This window comes from Nocardiopsis nanhaiensis, assembly GCF_054778635.1.
Genome location: NZ_BAAGZJ010000026.1, coordinates 23879 through 39262, shown reverse-complemented (window position 1 = coordinate 39262; position 15384 = coordinate 23879). Strand labels below are relative to the sequence as shown.

The window sequence follows — 15384 nt, the reverse complement described above, 5'->3', positions numbered from 1 at the left end:
CGAGGGGACTGACGAGACAGTGGCACTGTTCGAGTCGATACACAATCCGGAAGCGCTCAAGAAGCTCCCGGCCGACCAGCTCCCTGCGCTGGCCCAGGAGATCAGGGACTTCCTGATCGACTCCTGCTCCCAGACCGGTGGGCATCTCGGCCCCAGTCTCGGCGTCGTCGAGTTGAGCATCGCGCTGCACCGCGTCTTCGACTCACCCAAGGACCCCATCCTCTTCGACACCGGTCACCAGGCCTACGCCCACAAGGTGCTCACCGGCCGCCACGACTTCACCAACCTCAAGTCCGAGGGCGGCCTGTCCGGTTACCCCTCCAGGTCCGAGTCCGAGCACGACTTCATCGAGAACTCCCACGCCTCCACTTCGCTGTCCTACGCCGACGGCATGGCCAAGGCCAACGAGGTCCGGGGCCGCACCGACCGGACCGTCGTCGCCGTCATCGGCGACGGGGCCCTCACCGGCGGCATGTCCTGGGAGGCCCTCAACAACATCGCCGAGAAGAAGAACCGGCGCCTGGTCATCGTGGTCAACGACAACGGCCGCTCCTACTCGCCCACCAGGGGCGGTCTGGCCGACCACCTGGCCTCGCTGCGCATGAACCCCGGCTATGAGCAGGCCCTCGACCTGGCCAAGACCACCCTCAACCGCACCCCCGTGGTCGGACAGCCCCTCTACGAGGCATTGCACGGCCTCAAGAAGGGCGTGAAGGACGCCATCCAGCCGCAGATGATGTTCGAGGACCTCGGCCTGAAGTACCTCGGTCCCATCGACGGGCACGACGAGGCCGCCGTGGAGACGGCGCTGCGCCGTGCACGGGACTTCGGCGGACCGGCAATCGTCCACGTCATCACGCAGAAGGGCAAGGGCTACGCCCCGGCGGAGAACCACGACGAGGACCAGTTCCACGCCCCCGGCCCCTTCGACGTCGACACCGGCAAGGCCAAGGCCGGACCCAAGGTCGAGAAGTGGACCTCGGTCTTCGCCGACACCATGGTCGAGCTCGGCGGGGAGCGCTCGGACATCGTCGGGATCACCGCCGCGATGCTCCACCCCACCGGCCTGAACAAGTTCGCCGACGCCTACCCGGACCGGACCTTCGACGTCGGCATCGCGGAGCAGCACGCCGCCACGGCCGCCACCGGCATGGCGATGAACGGCCTGCACCCGGTGATCGCGGTCTACGCGACCTTCCTCAACCGCTGTTTCGACCAGTTGCTCATGGACGCCGCCCTGCACCGCCAGGGCGTCACCTTCTGCCTGGACCGCGCCGGAATCACCGGAAACGACGGTGCCAGTCACAACGGCATGTGGGACATGTCCATCCTCCAGGTGGTCCCCGGCCTTAGCCTGGCCGCCCCGCGCGACGCCGCGCGCCTGCGCGCCCTTCTGCGCGAGGCCGTGGCCGTCGACGACGCGCCCACCGTCGTGCGCTACCCCAAGGGCGCGGTCGCCGAAGAGCTGCCCGAGATCGGCAAGGTCGGCTCCATGGACCTGCTGCGCCGCGCCGCCGACGGCGGTCACGGCAAGGACCTGCTCATCGTGGGTGTGGGCACCATGGCCCAGGTCGCCTGCGAGGTCGCCGACCGCATGGCGGACCAGGGCATCGGTGTCTCGGTCGTCGACCCCCGCTGGGTCAAGCCCCTGGACGAGGCACTGGTGGCCGAGGCCGCCGAGTACTCGGTGGTCGCGGTGGTGGAGGACAACGGCCGTACCGGTGCCGTCGGCGACGCCGTGGCCCGCCTGCTGCGCGACCGCGACGTGGACGTGCCCGTGCGCACCTTCGGTATTGAGCAGGAGTTCCTGGACCACGCCAAGCGCGACCAGATCCTCCAGGAACAGGGACTGACTCCGCAGGAGCTGTCCCGCAAGCTCACCGAGACCGTGTCCCGCCGGGGTGAGGGCGCAAGGACCGCGTCCGAGCTGGCCGAGGAGAAGGCCTGAAGGCCCTGTTGAGGCCCGGCCGAGGCCGGAACGCACGGTCCACAGGTCCCCCTGGCAGCATCGGAAGCTCCTCCGGTGCTGCCAGAATGGGGTCATGGCCACTCCCGCAGCCGACCACCAGAGCCCCGAGCAGCCCCGCCCGGACGACGGGGACCCGCTTCGAGTAGCGGTGATCGGATCCGGTCCCGCCGGGGTCTACGCCGCGGACGCGTTGACCAGGCAGCGGCGCGTGCCGGTCCGTGTGGACGTCCTCGACCGCCTGCCCACGCCCTACGGCCTGGTCCGCTACGGCGTCGCACCGGACCACACCAAGATCAAGGGTGTGGCTCGGGCGCTGCGCGGGGTCCTGGAACACCCGGACGTGCGTTTCGTCGGCGGGGTCGAGTTCGGCACCGACCTCACCCGCGCCGACCTGGCCCGTTCCCACCACGCCGTCGTCTACGCCACGGGTGCCAGCGTCGACCGGCGGATGGGCGTGCCCGGTGAGGACCTCCCGGGCAGTGTCGCCGCCACCGACTTCGTGAACTGGTACTGCGGCCATCCCGACAGCGAGATGGAACGGTTCGTGCTGGACACGGAGGAGGTCGTGGTGGTGGGGGCGGGCAACGTCGCCATCGACGTCGCCCGGATCCTGGTCAAGACCGCCGACGAGCTCCGCCACACCGACATCCCCCAGGCCGCCCTGGAGGTGCTCGCCGCCAGCAGGGTGCGCACCGTGCACGTCCTGGCCCGCCGCGGCCCCCTCCAGGCCAAGTTCACCGCACCCGAGCTGCGCGACCTCCTGGCGCTGCCCGGGGTGGACGTGGTGGTGCGCCCGGAGCAGGTGGACATCGACCCCACCGAGGTCGGCACCGACCAACCCGAACTGCGCCGGGTCGCCCGGGCCGCACGCACCAACCTCAAGCTCCTGCGCGAGCAGGCCGGTCGACCTCCCCAAGGCCGTCCCCGACGTCTGGAGATCCACTTCTGGACCCGCCCGGCGGAGATCCTCGGCACTGAGCGGGTGGACGGCCTGCGCGTCGAGCACACGCGCCTGGACGATGAGGAGCGCTTGGTGGGCACCGGTGAGCACAGCGTCCTGGACGCCGGGATGGTGCTGCGGTCGGTAGGCTACGCCGGTGTGCCCCTCACGGGAGTGCCCTTCGACGATGCCGGGCGCACGGTGCCGCACGACCTGGGCCGTGTTCTGGACACCGACGGCCGTGTCGTGCGCGGCGACTACGTGGCCGGGTGGATCAAACGGGGTGCCACGGGGGTGATCGGCACGAACAAGTCCGACGCCGCCGGTACCGTCCGCTCCTTGCTCGAGGACGCCGAGGACCTGCGCGGCTCGGTTCCGGAACCGGTTGACCTGGCGGAGGTCCTGGACAGGCGGGGACTCGCCTACAGCGACTACGACGACTGGCTGCGCATCGACAACGCCGAGGCCGGCCACGCTGCCGAGCTGGACCGGGGCGAGCGGGTCAAGCTGCACGGGTGGGGCGCCTACCGCAGGGTCCTAGGGGAGCGGTGACCGGCCGGACCATCGGCTGTGTACGCCCGCGGATACGGGGTCAGGCCACGTCGGGTTCGTCGGCCGCATAGGTGTTGCAGTCGCCCACGGTCTCGCTCGACCACCCCGATTCCAGCCAGAGTGCGCGGTTGGCCGCGCTGCCGTGCGTCTCCAGGTCACCGTCGCCGTTGAAGTGCTGGTTGACCACGTCCAGGGCGTCGCCGTCGGGGTCGGTCAGGCCGCGCAGGCCGACACCGGCCATGCATTCGGCCTGGAGTTCGGTCCGGCGCAGCGTGTCCAGTTCGTCGGCCTCGGTGCCCGCGGTCCGGCGCAGGTCGTGGGAGACGCTCAGGATCCCCGTCGCGTACTGCACGTGGTGTGCGTACTCGTGGCCCATCAGTGCGAGCCACACGTGCTCCTGGTGGCCCCCCGGAACCTGGGCCCCGACCTCGCGCACGTTCGGGAGCACCACGGTGATCTGGCTCCGGTCGCTTTCGTAGTAGGCCAGGGTGAAGGCCTCCTCGGTGTCGGTGTCGAGGGAATCATCGGTGACGGTGATGTCGGGCAGGTCGGGGACCAGGCCGAGCTCGGCCATGACCGGGGCCCAGAGTTCGTCCAGGCAGTCGCCCGCCTCGCCGGCGAACCCCTTCCACGACTCGTCCGAGGTCATGTCGAGTGCGGGTAGGTCGCACTCGACCGGTTCCGGCACGGCGGCGTCGTACACGGGGTGATCGACCAGATCCACGTCCACGGGGTCGGGTTGGACGTACAGCTCGCTGTCGTAGTAGACGGACACGTCCGTGCCCCCGGTCTCGGGTTCCTCCTGCGGAGTGGTGGCCACGATGGCCACGCTGGCGATCAGCGCCACCAGGGCCACCGAGGCGGCGGCGAACGCCCAAGCGATGACGGCCGGACCGCGGTCGCGCCGGGGGCGCGTGGGCGGTCGGCCATGGGAGGGCCCCCAGTGCTGGTACGGGGCCCACGGGTGCGGACTCCGCTGTTGCTGCCACTGTTGGTGCTGTGCCCCCTGGTGCGGCCACTGCTGCGCCCCCCACTGCCAGTTCTGGAACCCGGACTGGGGAGGCTGAGGCCGGGCGTGTGCGGGCGGAGCATGTGGCGGCAGAGGTCGGACCTGCGTCTGCTGGGCTTGCTGGGGCTGTGTTTGCGAGGGCGGCCCGGGGTTCGGCCAGTGCTGGCCTTGACCCTGGCCCGGTTGGGCCGGTCCGCGCCCGGGCGGTGGGGGAGTGTTCTCCCCGGGCTCTTCAGCGCCGGTTCGGTTCTCCACGGGTCGTCCTCGTCGTCGCGCCAACACGGGCAGGGCATATCCGGTTCGTCACTACGAAACGGGCAAGTGCCGCAGACCTCCAGTATGGGGCTTAAAAGGTCATTCTGCTGCGAGGCTGTCCCCGCGTTATGAGGCCCGCGCCCCGTGCGGAGGGAAGTACCGCACCCCGAGGTCCCTTGCCATGTTCTGAAGCTCGGACTCGAAGAGTGGTTCCATGTCGCGCACCACGAAGTTCAGGTGTTGGAACACCTCCATGCACACCACCCCGTACAGCCGCACCCAGCACGTGGTGAGCACCATCGCGGCGCCTTCGGGGATGTCGGGTGAGGAGAAGCCCACGGTGTCGGCGAAGGAGCGCAGCTCCGTGCGCAGTTCGGGTGCGAGGTCCTCGTCGGCGGGCACGCTGAAGCGCTCCTCGGACACCAGGCGGTCGAAGAGCGTGAAGAACGTGGAGCCGAACTTGCGCCCGGCCTCCAAGGCGACGGTGATGTCGGTGTCGGGGTCGATCCGGGTGCGCGGGCCGAACATCACCGAGAACTCGGTCTGGTGGGTGATGGCCCAGGTCCGGAAGGCGCGCAACGAGGTGAGGATGCGCCCGTCGGTGTCCTCGGCGGGCATGCTGGCGTCGGCCGCGGCCACCGCGTCGGCCAGCTCCTCGTACATGTCCGCCGTGATCGCCACCAGCAGCGCGTCGATCCCCGGCACGTACCGGTAGAGGCCCGGGGCGGTCATGCCCATCTCCCGGGCGATCGCGCGAAGGGAGACCCCGGCGACCCCGAACTCCACGAGGTGCTTGCGGGCGATTTCCTTTATCTCGGCGAGTGTGGCTTCACGCACACGTTCGCGGCGGCTCAGGGTGCCCCCGGTCCGGTGGTCGCTTGTGACCGGCGGTTTCGTCATCTGTTGCGGTACACCCCGTCTCGCGCGCCAGGGTCGCGGCGCTGTGGTTCTCTTCGGCGATATTGACATCGTAATGCCCGCACGCTTTAGTGAACACCGTTAGCAAACGCTGTTCACGTTCATGACGACTGTTCGCGCGAAAGGGCGGCCCATGCCGACACACACGGGGATCTTCGGCCGACTGGGGCTCGGCGCCCACCGGGGCAGGTGGTGGGTCCTGGCACTGACCGGGCTCTTCACCGCCTTCTCCGTGGTGTGGGGCCTCGGGGTCTTCAACGACGTCAGCGAGAGCGGCTTCGAGGACCCCGGCTCCGAGTCGTCCCAGGCCATGGACGTCCTCCAAGACGAGCTCGGCCACGACGACATCGACATCGTCGCCGTCTACCGCAGCGACGAGATGCAGGTGGACAACCCGACCTTCGCGGCGGCGATGCAGCGGATGGCCGACGACCTGCCCGAGGACGTCATCGCCGGGTACGACCTCTACCTCGACGAGGAGCTCGACGACATCGAGCGGGGCATGCTCGTCTCCGAGGACATGCAGGCCACCTACATGCCGGTCACCCTCACCGGACAGTCGCACGAGGAGCGCCTGCACCAGTTCGAGGCTGCCTCCGAGGCGCTGGAGTCCGGCCCCCTGGAGAGCCACCTGGGCGGACCGATCGCGGTGGAGCACGAGCTCTCCGAGACCGCGGAGACCGACATCATCCGGGCCGAACTCATCACCCTGCCGCTCCTCCTGCTCCTCCTCGTCGTGATCTTCGGTGGCCTGATCGCCGGCCTCGTCCCTCTCGCGGTGGGCGCACTGGCGATCCTCGGCTCCCTTACCGTGCTGCGCGCCCTCACCTACGTGACCGAGGTGTCGGTGTTCGCCATCAACGTGGCGACCCTCCTCGGCCTCGGTCTGGCGATCGACTACGGGCTGTTCATGGTCAGCCGCTTCCGTGAGGAGCTCAACAAGGGCCGCTCGGTACCGGACGCGGTCCGTCGCACGGTCGACACCGCCGGGCGCACCGTCGCCTTTTCCGGCGTCATCGTGGGTATCGCCTTCGCGGGTCTGCTGTTCTTCCCCCAGCCCATCCTGCAGTCCATCGGTTGGGGCGGCATCGCAGTTGTGGCCTTCGACCTCCTCGCCGCACTGGTCTTCCTGCCCGCACTGATGTCCGTGGTCGGCCACCGGATCGACAAGCTCAAGCTGCCGCTGCCCCGGCGGACCGTCACCGGGGTGATCGACGAGAACGCGGGTGCTTGGGCCCGCCTGGCCCGGACGGTGATGCGCGGGCCAGCCGTGTCGCTGGTCGCGGTGGGGTGCGTCCTGGCCGCCTTCACCTCCGGCCTCGCCTCGACCGAACTCGGCGCCACTGATCAGCGCTACCTGCGCGCCGAAGCCGACAGCCGGATCGGCACCGAGGCCATGGGTGACGACTTCCCGGCCGGCGAGGTGGGGCGCCTCCACGTGGCGGTGGTGGGCGACAGCTCGGAGGACGAGCTCGACGAGTACGTCGAACGCCTCGACACGCTGCCCGGCGCGCTCCGGACCACGCTCCACCGCGCAGGGGAGGGAATCACCCACGTCGAGGTCGCCTACCAGGGCGCCACCGACGACCCGGAGGTCTCCGACCTGGTGCACGACGTCCGCGCCGACCCCGGACCGGAGGGCTCCGAGGAGGTCTTGGTGGGCGGTGTGGCTGCCATGCAGCTGGACAACCTGGACGCCCTGATCGCGGAATCGCCCAAGACGGTCGCCTTCATCATCGCCTCCACGCTGCTGCTCCTCTTCCTCGCCTTCGGCTCCGTCGTCCTGCCGATCAAGGCGGTCCTGATGGGCGCGCTCTCACTGGGGGCCTCGCTGGGTGTGGTGGTCTGGGGGTTCCAGGAGGGCTACTTCGCGGGACTGCTCGGTTTCGAGGCGGTCGGCACCATCGACCCCACCTACCTGGTCCTCATCATGATCGTGTCCTTCGGCCTGGCGATGGACTACGAGCTGTTCCTGCTCAGCCGGGTTCGGGAGGAATACCTGCGCAGCGGCGACAACGCCCGCTCGGTGGCCCTGGGGTTGCAGCGCACGGGACAGATCATCACCAGCGCCGCCCTGCTGCTGGGCGTGGTGCTCCTGGCGATGGGCACCTCGGGCCTGCTCTTCCTGAAGGTCATCGGGGTCGGCCTCGCGCTCGCGGTGCTCGTGGACGCCACTTTGGTCCGGGCGATCATGGTGCCCGCCTCCATGCGCCTGCTCGGTGACTGGAACTGGTGGCTGCCGCGCCCGCTGCGCTGGCTGCACGACCGGATCGGTATCTCCGAGGGCGGCGACGAGGAGGTCGACTCGCTCCCCGCCGCCCGGGATGAGAACGAGAAGGGGAAGGGACAGGAGAAGGTGCCCGCGGGCGTCTGACCGCCCCCGCTCGCGGACCCCCGCTTCCCAGGGCCCCGCCCGGCATGACGCCGGTCGGGGCCTTCGTATGTGATATGCGCCATTGATGATCAACTTGATTGATCGTATGTGGGGCATACTATATTTCAGAACTACAGGTCAGAGAACGGTGCACCTGCCCCGGCGCCACACGCACCCAGGAGACCCCATGTCCGCCGCACCCACCACGACTTCGCCGACGAGCCCCGAAACCCCGGAACCACCCCGGCCGCCGCTCCTCGCCCGGCTGGGCCGAGGGGTGGCACGGCGCCCCGGCCGCGTCCTCCTCACCGCCGTCATCGTCTGCTTGGCGGCGCTCGTCCTGGCCTCCGGCACCCTCGACCGACTCATGCTCAGCCGTTTCGAAAGCCCCGGTTCGGAGTCCATCGAGGTCGAGCAAGCCCTCCAGGAGCAGTTCGGTACCGGAAAGCACCACTTCCTACTGCTGGTCACCGCCGAACAGGGCACCGTGGACGACCCCGAGGTGGTGGCGGCCGCCACAGACCTGGAACAGGAGATGGCCGCCCGGGAGGGCGTCGTCGAGACCGCCTCCTACTGGTCACGCGACGGTTCACCGTCCCTGCGATCCGACGATGCCACCCAAGCCCTCGTCACCGTGCGGATGGCGGGCGACGTCACCGAGGCCCGCGCCGCACTCGCCGATATCTCACCGGAGTTCACGCGTTCGGACGATCTGATCAGGGTGGAGGTCGGCGGCGGCGACGAGATCTTCCGCCAAGCCGCCTCGCAGGCCCAGAGCGACTTCGTGCGTGCTGAGATCATCATCCTGCCGCTGGTCTTCGCCCTGCTCCTGCTGCTCTACCGCAGGGCCTCGATCGCCGGACTCACCCTGGCCATGGGTGTGTTCTCGGTGATCACGACTCTCGCTCTCCTGCGCGGTGCCGCCGCACTGACCGAGGTGTCCACCTTCGCCGCCAACCTGACCCTGGTCATGGGTATCGGGCTGGGGGTCGACTACAGTCTGTTCGTCATCAACCGCTTCCGCGAGGAACTGGCCCGGGGGCACACGGTGCCCGAGGCCGTGCAGCTCTCGGTGGTGCGGGCGGGGCGCACGGTCCTCTTCAGCGGGCTCACCGTGGCCGTCTCCCTCTCCTGCCTGGTGCTCTTCCCCTTTCCCTTCCTGCGGTCCTTCGCCTACGCGGGGGTGGGCGTGGTCCTGACGGCCATGATCGCCGCCCTGGTGATCCTGCCGGCGGCGCTGGCCAAGGTGGGGCACCGGATCCAGCCCCGCCGCGAACCCCGCGCCGACCGTGGCTGGTGGCACGCCACCTCGCTACGGATGATGCGCCGCCCCCTGCTTTACGGCCTGCCCGCCCTCGGCCTGGTCCTGGTGCTCGCCTCGCCCGCGCTCGGGCTCAACTTCGGACTCCCCGACGCCCGCGTTCTGCCCGAGGGAAACTCCAGTCGCGATGTCCAGGAACAGATCGAGGCGGGCTTCTCCCAGGAGGAGATGGACGCCGTCCACGTACTGGTGGACCTTCCCGCCGCCGAGACCGCGCGGATCGACCCGTACGCGAGCGCTCTCTCCCAGGTGGACGGGGTGAGCCAGGTCGACGCGCTCATCGGGACCTACCAGGACGGGCAGCGCACCATTGAGCCCGGCGCCTCAGCCGAGGAGCGCTTCACCTCCGACGAGGCGGCCTGGCTGTCGGTGGTGCCCTCCGTCGAGGCCCTGGACGACGCCTCCGGGCTCATCGACCGCGTCCGGGACGTCCCCGCGCCCGCGCCCACCGAGATCGGCGGTTACCCGGCCGACCTCACCGACTTCAGCGACGCGCTGCTGGACCGGGTCCCGCTGGTGTTCGGCATGATCCTGCTGGTCACGTTCCTCCTGCTGTTCCTGATGACCGGGAGCCTGCTGCTGCCGCTCAAGGCGGTCGTGCTCAACGTCCTCAGCCTGGCTGTGATGTTCGGGGTGATCGTGTGGATCTTCCAAGAGGGCAACCTGTCCGGCCTCCTGGGCATCACCGCCGACGGGACCTTGGAGGTGACCTTCCCGATCCTGATGTTCTGCGTCGCCTTCGGCCTGTCCATGGACTACGAGGTGTTCATGCTGTCCCGGATCAAGGAGGAGTACGACCTCACCGGCGACACCACCTCGGCGGTGGCCGCGGGGCTCCAGCGCAGCGGCCCCCTGGTGACCGCGGCCGCCGTGGTACTGGCCGCCTCCTTCGCTGTCTACGCGACCTCGAGCGTGTTCTACCTGATCATGCTGGCCGTGGGCATGGCAGCGGTGATCCTGGTCGACGCCACGCTGATCCGGGGGGTGCTGGTGCCGGTGTTCATGCGCTTGGCGGGAGGAGCCAACTGGTGGGCGCCCCGCCCGCTGCGTCGCCTGCACGAGCGGCTCGGGCTCGCCCACTGACCTACTCGGTCTTCGTGACCCGGGGGTGCTGGCCGAGCAGCCGACCGGACAGCTCGTGCAGGGTGTTGCGCTCGTCCTCGGAGATGCCCGCGAAGAACTCCCGCTCCGTCCGTTCCACCGCCGTGCAGGCCTCGGCCAGCGCCTCCCTGGCCCGCGCGGTGGGGGTGACGATGTACCGCCGCCGGTCGTGGGGATTGCGCACCCGCTCCACCAGCCCCAACCGCTCCAGCTCGTCCACGACCCCCACCATGACGTTGGGGTCGATCCCGAGCGTGCGACTGAGCTCCCGCTGCGAGGGCTCGGCCATCGTGGCGGCGGTGGCCAACACGTGGAACTGCCGCGCGTTGACGTCCATGGGCTCGAACACCGAGGCCGTGGTCGCCTGCACCAGCTCACCCAGCTTGATCAGCCGGAACCCGGTCAGGTGCCACAGGGGGGAGTCCCGCTCGCTCGCCTCGCTCATGCACTCATCCTACGTCCGGCCGACCATCGGTATGGGGGACGGTCAGCCGGACGTAGGAATCAGGCCTCGAAGAGCTCGTCGATGTGCGTGATGTCGAACGCCCTGTCGAACCAGATGCTGAGCTGATCCAGGTCGCGGCAGTTCAGAAGTGTGGGCGTGACTGTCCTTGTCGACCGAGGTCCGACGCTTCCGGAGAACGTAAAGGAGATCTGTGCGCTTCTCTTCGACGCGGCCCTTGGCCTCGCCCCTAGCCTCGCCTTCGGCCTTCAGGCTTTCGGTCCAGGCACTCGTGTACTCGTAGGTGTCAGCCATCATGAGTTCCTCCAAGGCCCGCTGGCCGTTGCTGTCGGTGAGCAGGTGAAGCGCGTATCCAACAGACTTCGTTGCCATTTCCAGGTCGATCGAATCCAAGCCGCTATGCAGGGCCTTGATCACATCCGGGTCGGCCGGCCCGTGGGCTGCCGCGGACAGCACGCCCAGGGTCGGGTAACGGCCGACCTGCTCCGGGTCGGTGACCACCGGGATGTGTTCGGGTCCCAGCACGATGGGGTTCAGGACGAACCCCGGGTGGCCGAGCTGGATGGGTCGGTTGTACCAGTCAGCGACGTGCTGCCTGGGGCAGATGACCAGCAGTGACACCGGGCACTCGTTCTTGGAACGCAGTGAGGCTACGTACTCGGGCCAGGTGAAGCGTTTGCGCTCCTTCTCGTCCCGTTGGACCTCGACGACGATGCCCATCAGCTTGCCGAAAAGGTCCTCGTCGACTTTGCCGCGCAGCATGATCGCCACGTCGGAACGCCGTTCGACCGGGTCGACGTGTCCGAGGTCGCAGGAGGTCAGCTCGCTGCGATCGTACTTCGGTACCTCCACTCCGAGGTCTCGTAGGAAGCCCACCGCCATGTCGGGGGCGTCGGAGAACAACTCCGCGTAGATCTGGTGTTCAGGGGAGACTGCCACGAGCCAAACATTACATAGGGTTACTGTTAAGTATGTTCCTGTAATCGAAATGCAGGCATAAGTCGTCTTTCCGTGGAAAAGAGTGGGTGGCGGTGCCGGACACGGAAAAGTACGGTCGTTCGCGGTGCGGAGTTCGCCCGGGCGTCGCCCTCCCGTTCCCCGACCCGTGTTGCCTCGCCAGCGCCTTGCACACCACCCACCCGAGGACGTGACATTGGGACTTTCCACGGAACAGGCGACCGCCGCGGTCTGGGACGGCCCCCAGCGAGGGTTCCGCCTCGCGAGTTTCGGCCTCCCCGAGCCCGGCCCGGGGGAGGCCGTGGTGCGGACCGGGGCGGCCACCGTGTGCGGCAGCGATCTGCACACGGTGCGCGGTGACCGGCCTACCCCGGTCCCGACCGTCCTGGGGCACGAGGCCGTCGGGACCGTGCTCGCGGCCGGTCCGGGGACCACCACCCATGACGGTAGGCCCCTGGCGCCGGGCACCCGTGTCACGTGGACCATCGGGACCTCCTGCGGTGACTGCCCCCGCTGTCTGCGCGGCATCCCGCAGAAGTGCGCACGGCTGCGAAAATACGGCCACGAGGCCATCTCTGACCGGTGGGCGCTCAACGGAGGCTACGCCAGCCACTGCCACCTGCTCGCCGGGACCGGGATCGTCCCCGTCCCCGGGCACCTGCCCGACGCCGTGCTGGCGCCGGCCAACTGCGCCACCGCCACCGTGGTGAACGCGCTGCGCGGTACCGGAGTCCGGTCGGCCCGCGTGGTCGTGGTACAGGGCTGCGGGATGCTGGGCCTGACCGCTATCGCCTACCTGCGCCACCTCGGGGTTCCCGCCGTCATCGCCGGTGAGACCGACCCCGCGCGCAGAGCGCTGGCCGCACGCTTCGGGGCCACGGCGGCGGTGGCGCCCGATGGTGCGGCTGAGGCCGTGCGCGAGGCGAGCGGGGGAGAGGGCGCCGACATCGTCGTCGAGCTGTCCGGAAGCAACGCAGCGGTAACGGCCTCCCTGGGCCTGCTCGGCATCGGCGGCACCCTGGTGCTGGCCGGTTCGGTCTTCCCCGTCGACCCGGTCCCGGTACGCCCCGACGACCTCGTGCGCCGCTTGATCACCGTCACCAGCACCCACAACTACACCGTCCGGGACCTGGTCGACGCGGTCGCGTTCCTTTCCGCGCTCGACGACCTGGAGCCCTTCGCGGCGCTGGTGGGCGCGTCCTTCCCACTTGAGCGGATCGACGACGCCGTCAAGCACGCCCTCGAAGAACGGCCGCCGAGAACCGCCCTCATCCCCGGTTGAGGGTTCACTGCCTGACCGGACCCGGCCGACGGGTCACCGGCTGAACGCCCTGACTCACCGGCCCGCGGCCGAACGACACGAAGCGGGCCCGGCCCCCCGCCGGGAGACCGGGCCCGCCCCAGGGGCTCAGGCCTAGACGGCCTGCGGGGCGCCCTCGTGGAAGGGCTTGCCGTTCACCGCGGTGGACACGCCGACCTTGTCCAGGTACGGGGTGATGCCGCCGGTGTGGAACGGCCAACCGGCGCCCGTGATCAGGCACAGGTCGATGTCGGCGGCCTCGGCCACGATACCCTCGTCCAGCATCAGCTGGATCTCCTTGGCCAGGGCGCGCAGGGCGCGGTCCAGGATCGCGCTCTCCTCGGACGGGTTGTCCCCGCCCGCGAGGAGCTCCTTCACCTCGGGGTCGATGGTGAAGTCCGGTGCGAAGATCTCCGTCTTGCCCGCCTTGACGACATCGGCCAGCTGCGGCGAGACGGCGAAACGCTCCGGGTAGGCCTCGTGCAGCGTCTCGGCGACGTGCAGACCGACCGCCGGGCCGACCAGCTGCAGCAGCATGAGCGGTGACATCGGCAGACCCAGCGGCGCGACCGCGCGGTCGGCGACCTCGGGTTCGGTGCCCTCGGCCACGGCGCCCAGGACCTCACCCATGAACAGGGTGAGCAGGCGGTTGACGACGAACGCCGGAGCGTCCTTGCACAGCACCGAGGTCTTCTTCAGCGTCTTGGCCGTGGCGAACGCGGTGGCCAGCGAAGCGTCGTCGGTCTTCTCGCCGCGGACGATCTCCAGAAGCGGGAGGACGGCGACCGGGTTGAAGAAGTGGAAGCCCACGACCCGCTCGGGGTGCTTGAGCTTCGACGCCATCTCGGTGATCGAGAGCGAAGAGGTGTTGGTGGCCAGGATCGCCTCGGGGGAGACCACGGCCTCCACCTCGGCGAAGACCTGCTGCTTGACCTCCATCTTCTCGAAGACGGCCTCGATGACGAAGTCGGCGTCGGAGAAGGCGTCCTTGGTCAGCGAACCGGTGACCAGGGCCTTGAGGTGGTTGGCCTTGTCCTGGTTGACGCGCCCCTTGTTCAGGAGCTTGTCGACCTCGCCGTGGACGTACTCGACACCCTTGTCCAGGCGGTCCTGGTCCAGGTCGGTCATGACGACCGGCACGTCCAGGCGGCGCGCGAACAGCAGGGCCAGCTGACCGGCCATCAGACCGGCGCCGACGACACCGACCTTGGTGACCTTGCGGGCCAGCGACTTGTCCGGTGCGCCGGCGGGACGCTTGGCGCGCTTCTGTACCAGGTCGAAGGCGTACAGGCCCGCCTTGAGCTCGTCGCTCATGATCAGGTCGGCCAGGGCCTGGTCCTCGGCGTCGAAGCCCTCGTCACGGGTGGCGGTCTTGGCCGCCCCCACGAGCTCGATGGCGCGGGCCGGGGCCGGGGCGGCGCCGTGCAGCTTGCCCTCGACGGTGAACCGGGCCATGTTGACCGCGTTGTCCCAGGCCTCGCCCTTGTCGACCTCGGGGCGCTCGACCTGGACGTCGCCCTTGAGGACCTTGGCGGTCCAGCGCAGGGACTCCTCGACGAAGTCGGCGGGCTCGAAGATCGCGTCGGCGATGCCCATCTCGTGGACCTGCTTGCCCTTGATCATCTTGTTCTGGGCGAGCGGGTTGTCGACGATGAGTTTCAGGGCCTTCTCGGCGCCGATGAGGTTCGGCAGCAGGTAGGTGCCGCCCCAGCCGGGCACGAGGCCGAGGAAGGCCTCGGGGAGCGCGAACGCCGGGACGCCGGCGGAGACGGTGCGGTAGGTGCAGTGCAGCGCCACCTCGACGCCGCCGCCCATGGCCGCGCCGTTGATCAGCGCGAAGGTCGGGACGTCCAGCTCACCGAGCTTGCGGAACACGTCGTGTCCCAGCTTGCCGATCGCCTCGGCCTGCTCGCGGTTCTGGATCGCCGGGACGCCGGTCAGGTCCGCGCCGACGGCGAAGATGAACGGCTTGCCGGTGACGGCCACGGCCACGATGTCGGTCCGCGCCTTGGCGGCCTCGATCTCGGCGTCCAGGCTCAGGAGCCCGGCGGGGCCGAAGGTGTTCGGCTTGGTGTGATCGTGCCCGTTGTCCAGGGTGATCAGGACGGCGGTGCCCGCACCGTAGGGGAGCTCGACGTCACGGGAGATCGCGTTGGTGACGACCTCGTCCTTGAACAGCTCAGAGATATCACTGGGACGCAACGCGGACTCCTTTGAGGGTGGTG

Annotated in this window: 10 protein-coding genes; 5 read left to right on the top strand and 5 right to left on the bottom strand. The window is 69.2% G+C overall.

Translation table 11 applies throughout. The annotated features are described in order from the left end of the window. Positions 1 to 19 precede the first annotated feature (19 nt). Positions 20 to 1948, top strand: a complete 1929-nt coding sequence (gene dxs / locus ACYVD1_RS14540; RefSeq protein WP_460772357.1) for a 1-deoxy-D-xylulose-5-phosphate synthase — start codon at positions 20 to 22, stop codon at positions 1946 to 1948. A gap of 94 nt (positions 1949 to 2042) precedes the next feature. Beyond that, a complete protein-coding gene (locus tag ACYVD1_RS14535; protein ID WP_460772354.1) occupies positions 2043 to 3461 on the top strand; it encodes an FAD-dependent oxidoreductase in 1419 nt (472 codons plus the stop codon). Between the two features lie 40 nt (positions 3462 to 3501). Here ACYVD1_RS14535 and ACYVD1_RS14530 read toward each other — a convergent pair whose 3' ends face one another. Then, complete coding sequence (locus tag ACYVD1_RS14530; protein ID WP_460772352.1) at positions 3502 to 4308, bottom strand: neutral zinc metallopeptidase; 807 nt, start codon at positions 4306 to 4308, stop codon at positions 3502 to 3504. 543 nt (positions 4309 to 4851) lie between these two features. Next, entirely contained in the window at positions 4852 to 5625 is a 774-nt protein-coding gene (locus ACYVD1_RS14525; RefSeq protein ID WP_460772350.1) for a TetR/AcrR family transcriptional regulator, read from the bottom strand. A 151-nt stretch (positions 5626 to 5776) separates the two neighbouring features. Between ACYVD1_RS14525 and ACYVD1_RS14520 the strand changes: the two genes are divergently transcribed. Both ACYVD1_RS14520 and ACYVD1_RS14515 read left to right on the top strand, forming a co-directional pair. Then, positions 5777 to 8017, top strand: coding sequence for an MMPL family transporter (locus tag ACYVD1_RS14520; protein ID WP_460772348.1), 2241 nt, complete (start codon positions 5777 to 5779; stop codon positions 8015 to 8017). Between the two features lie 187 nt (positions 8018 to 8204). Next, positions 8205 to 10421, top strand: a complete 2217-nt coding sequence (locus ACYVD1_RS14515) for an MMPL family transporter (protein WP_460772345.1) — start codon at positions 8205 to 8207, stop codon at positions 10419 to 10421. A gap of 1 nt (position 10422) precedes the next feature. On the opposite strand, the gene ACYVD1_RS14510 is transcribed toward ACYVD1_RS14515, so the two are convergent. Next, positions 10423 to 10884: a MarR family winged helix-turn-helix transcriptional regulator gene (locus tag ACYVD1_RS14510; protein WP_460772343.1), complete on the bottom strand. Its 462-nt coding sequence runs from the start codon at positions 10882 to 10884 to the stop codon at positions 10423 to 10425. Between the two features lie 42 nt (positions 10885 to 10926). Then, positions 10927 to 11841 carry a hypothetical protein gene (locus ACYVD1_RS14505; RefSeq protein ID WP_460772341.1) on the bottom strand — a complete coding sequence of 305 codons (915 nt, stop codon included), beginning with the start codon at positions 11839 to 11841 and terminating at the stop codon, positions 10927 to 10929. A gap of 214 nt (positions 11842 to 12055) precedes the next feature. Here ACYVD1_RS14505 and ACYVD1_RS14500 point away from each other — a divergent pair, with 214 nt between their 5' ends. Then, the gene (locus ACYVD1_RS14500) at positions 12056 to 13141 is read left to right on the top strand and encodes a zinc-binding dehydrogenase (RefSeq protein WP_460772339.1); all 1086 of its coding nucleotides are present in this window, start codon (positions 12056 to 12058) and stop codon (positions 13139 to 13141) included. Positions 13142 to 13273: 132 nt separating this feature from the next. On the opposite strand, the gene ACYVD1_RS14495 is transcribed toward ACYVD1_RS14500, so the two are convergent. Then, positions 13274 to 15361 carry a 3-hydroxyacyl-CoA dehydrogenase NAD-binding domain-containing protein gene (locus ACYVD1_RS14495; protein ID WP_460772335.1) on the bottom strand — a complete coding sequence of 696 codons (2088 nt, stop codon included), beginning with the start codon at positions 15359 to 15361 and terminating at the stop codon, positions 13274 to 13276. Positions 15362 to 15384: the final 23 nt, after the last annotated feature.

What these genes read in the sequence shown, in the direction of transcription:
- ACYVD1_RS14535 (WP_460772354.1), top strand. Translation starts at nt 2,043, where the DNA reads ATGGCCACTCCCGCAGCCGACCACCAGAGCCCCGAGCAGCCCCGCCCG.
- ACYVD1_RS14525 (WP_460772350.1), bottom strand. Translation starts at nt 5,625, where the DNA reads ATGACGAAACCGCCGGTCACAAGCGACCACCGGACCGGGGGCACCCTG.
- ACYVD1_RS14520 (WP_460772348.1), top strand. Translation starts at nt 5,777, where the DNA reads ATGCCGACACACACGGGGATCTTCGGCCGACTGGGGCTCGGCGCCCAC.
- ACYVD1_RS14515 (WP_460772345.1), top strand. Translation starts at nt 8,205, where the DNA reads ATGTCCGCCGCACCCACCACGACTTCGCCGACGAGCCCCGAAACCCCG.
- ACYVD1_RS14510 (WP_460772343.1), bottom strand. Translation starts at nt 10,884, where the DNA reads ATGAGCGAGGCGAGCGAGCGGGACTCCCCCCTGTGGCACCTGACCGGG.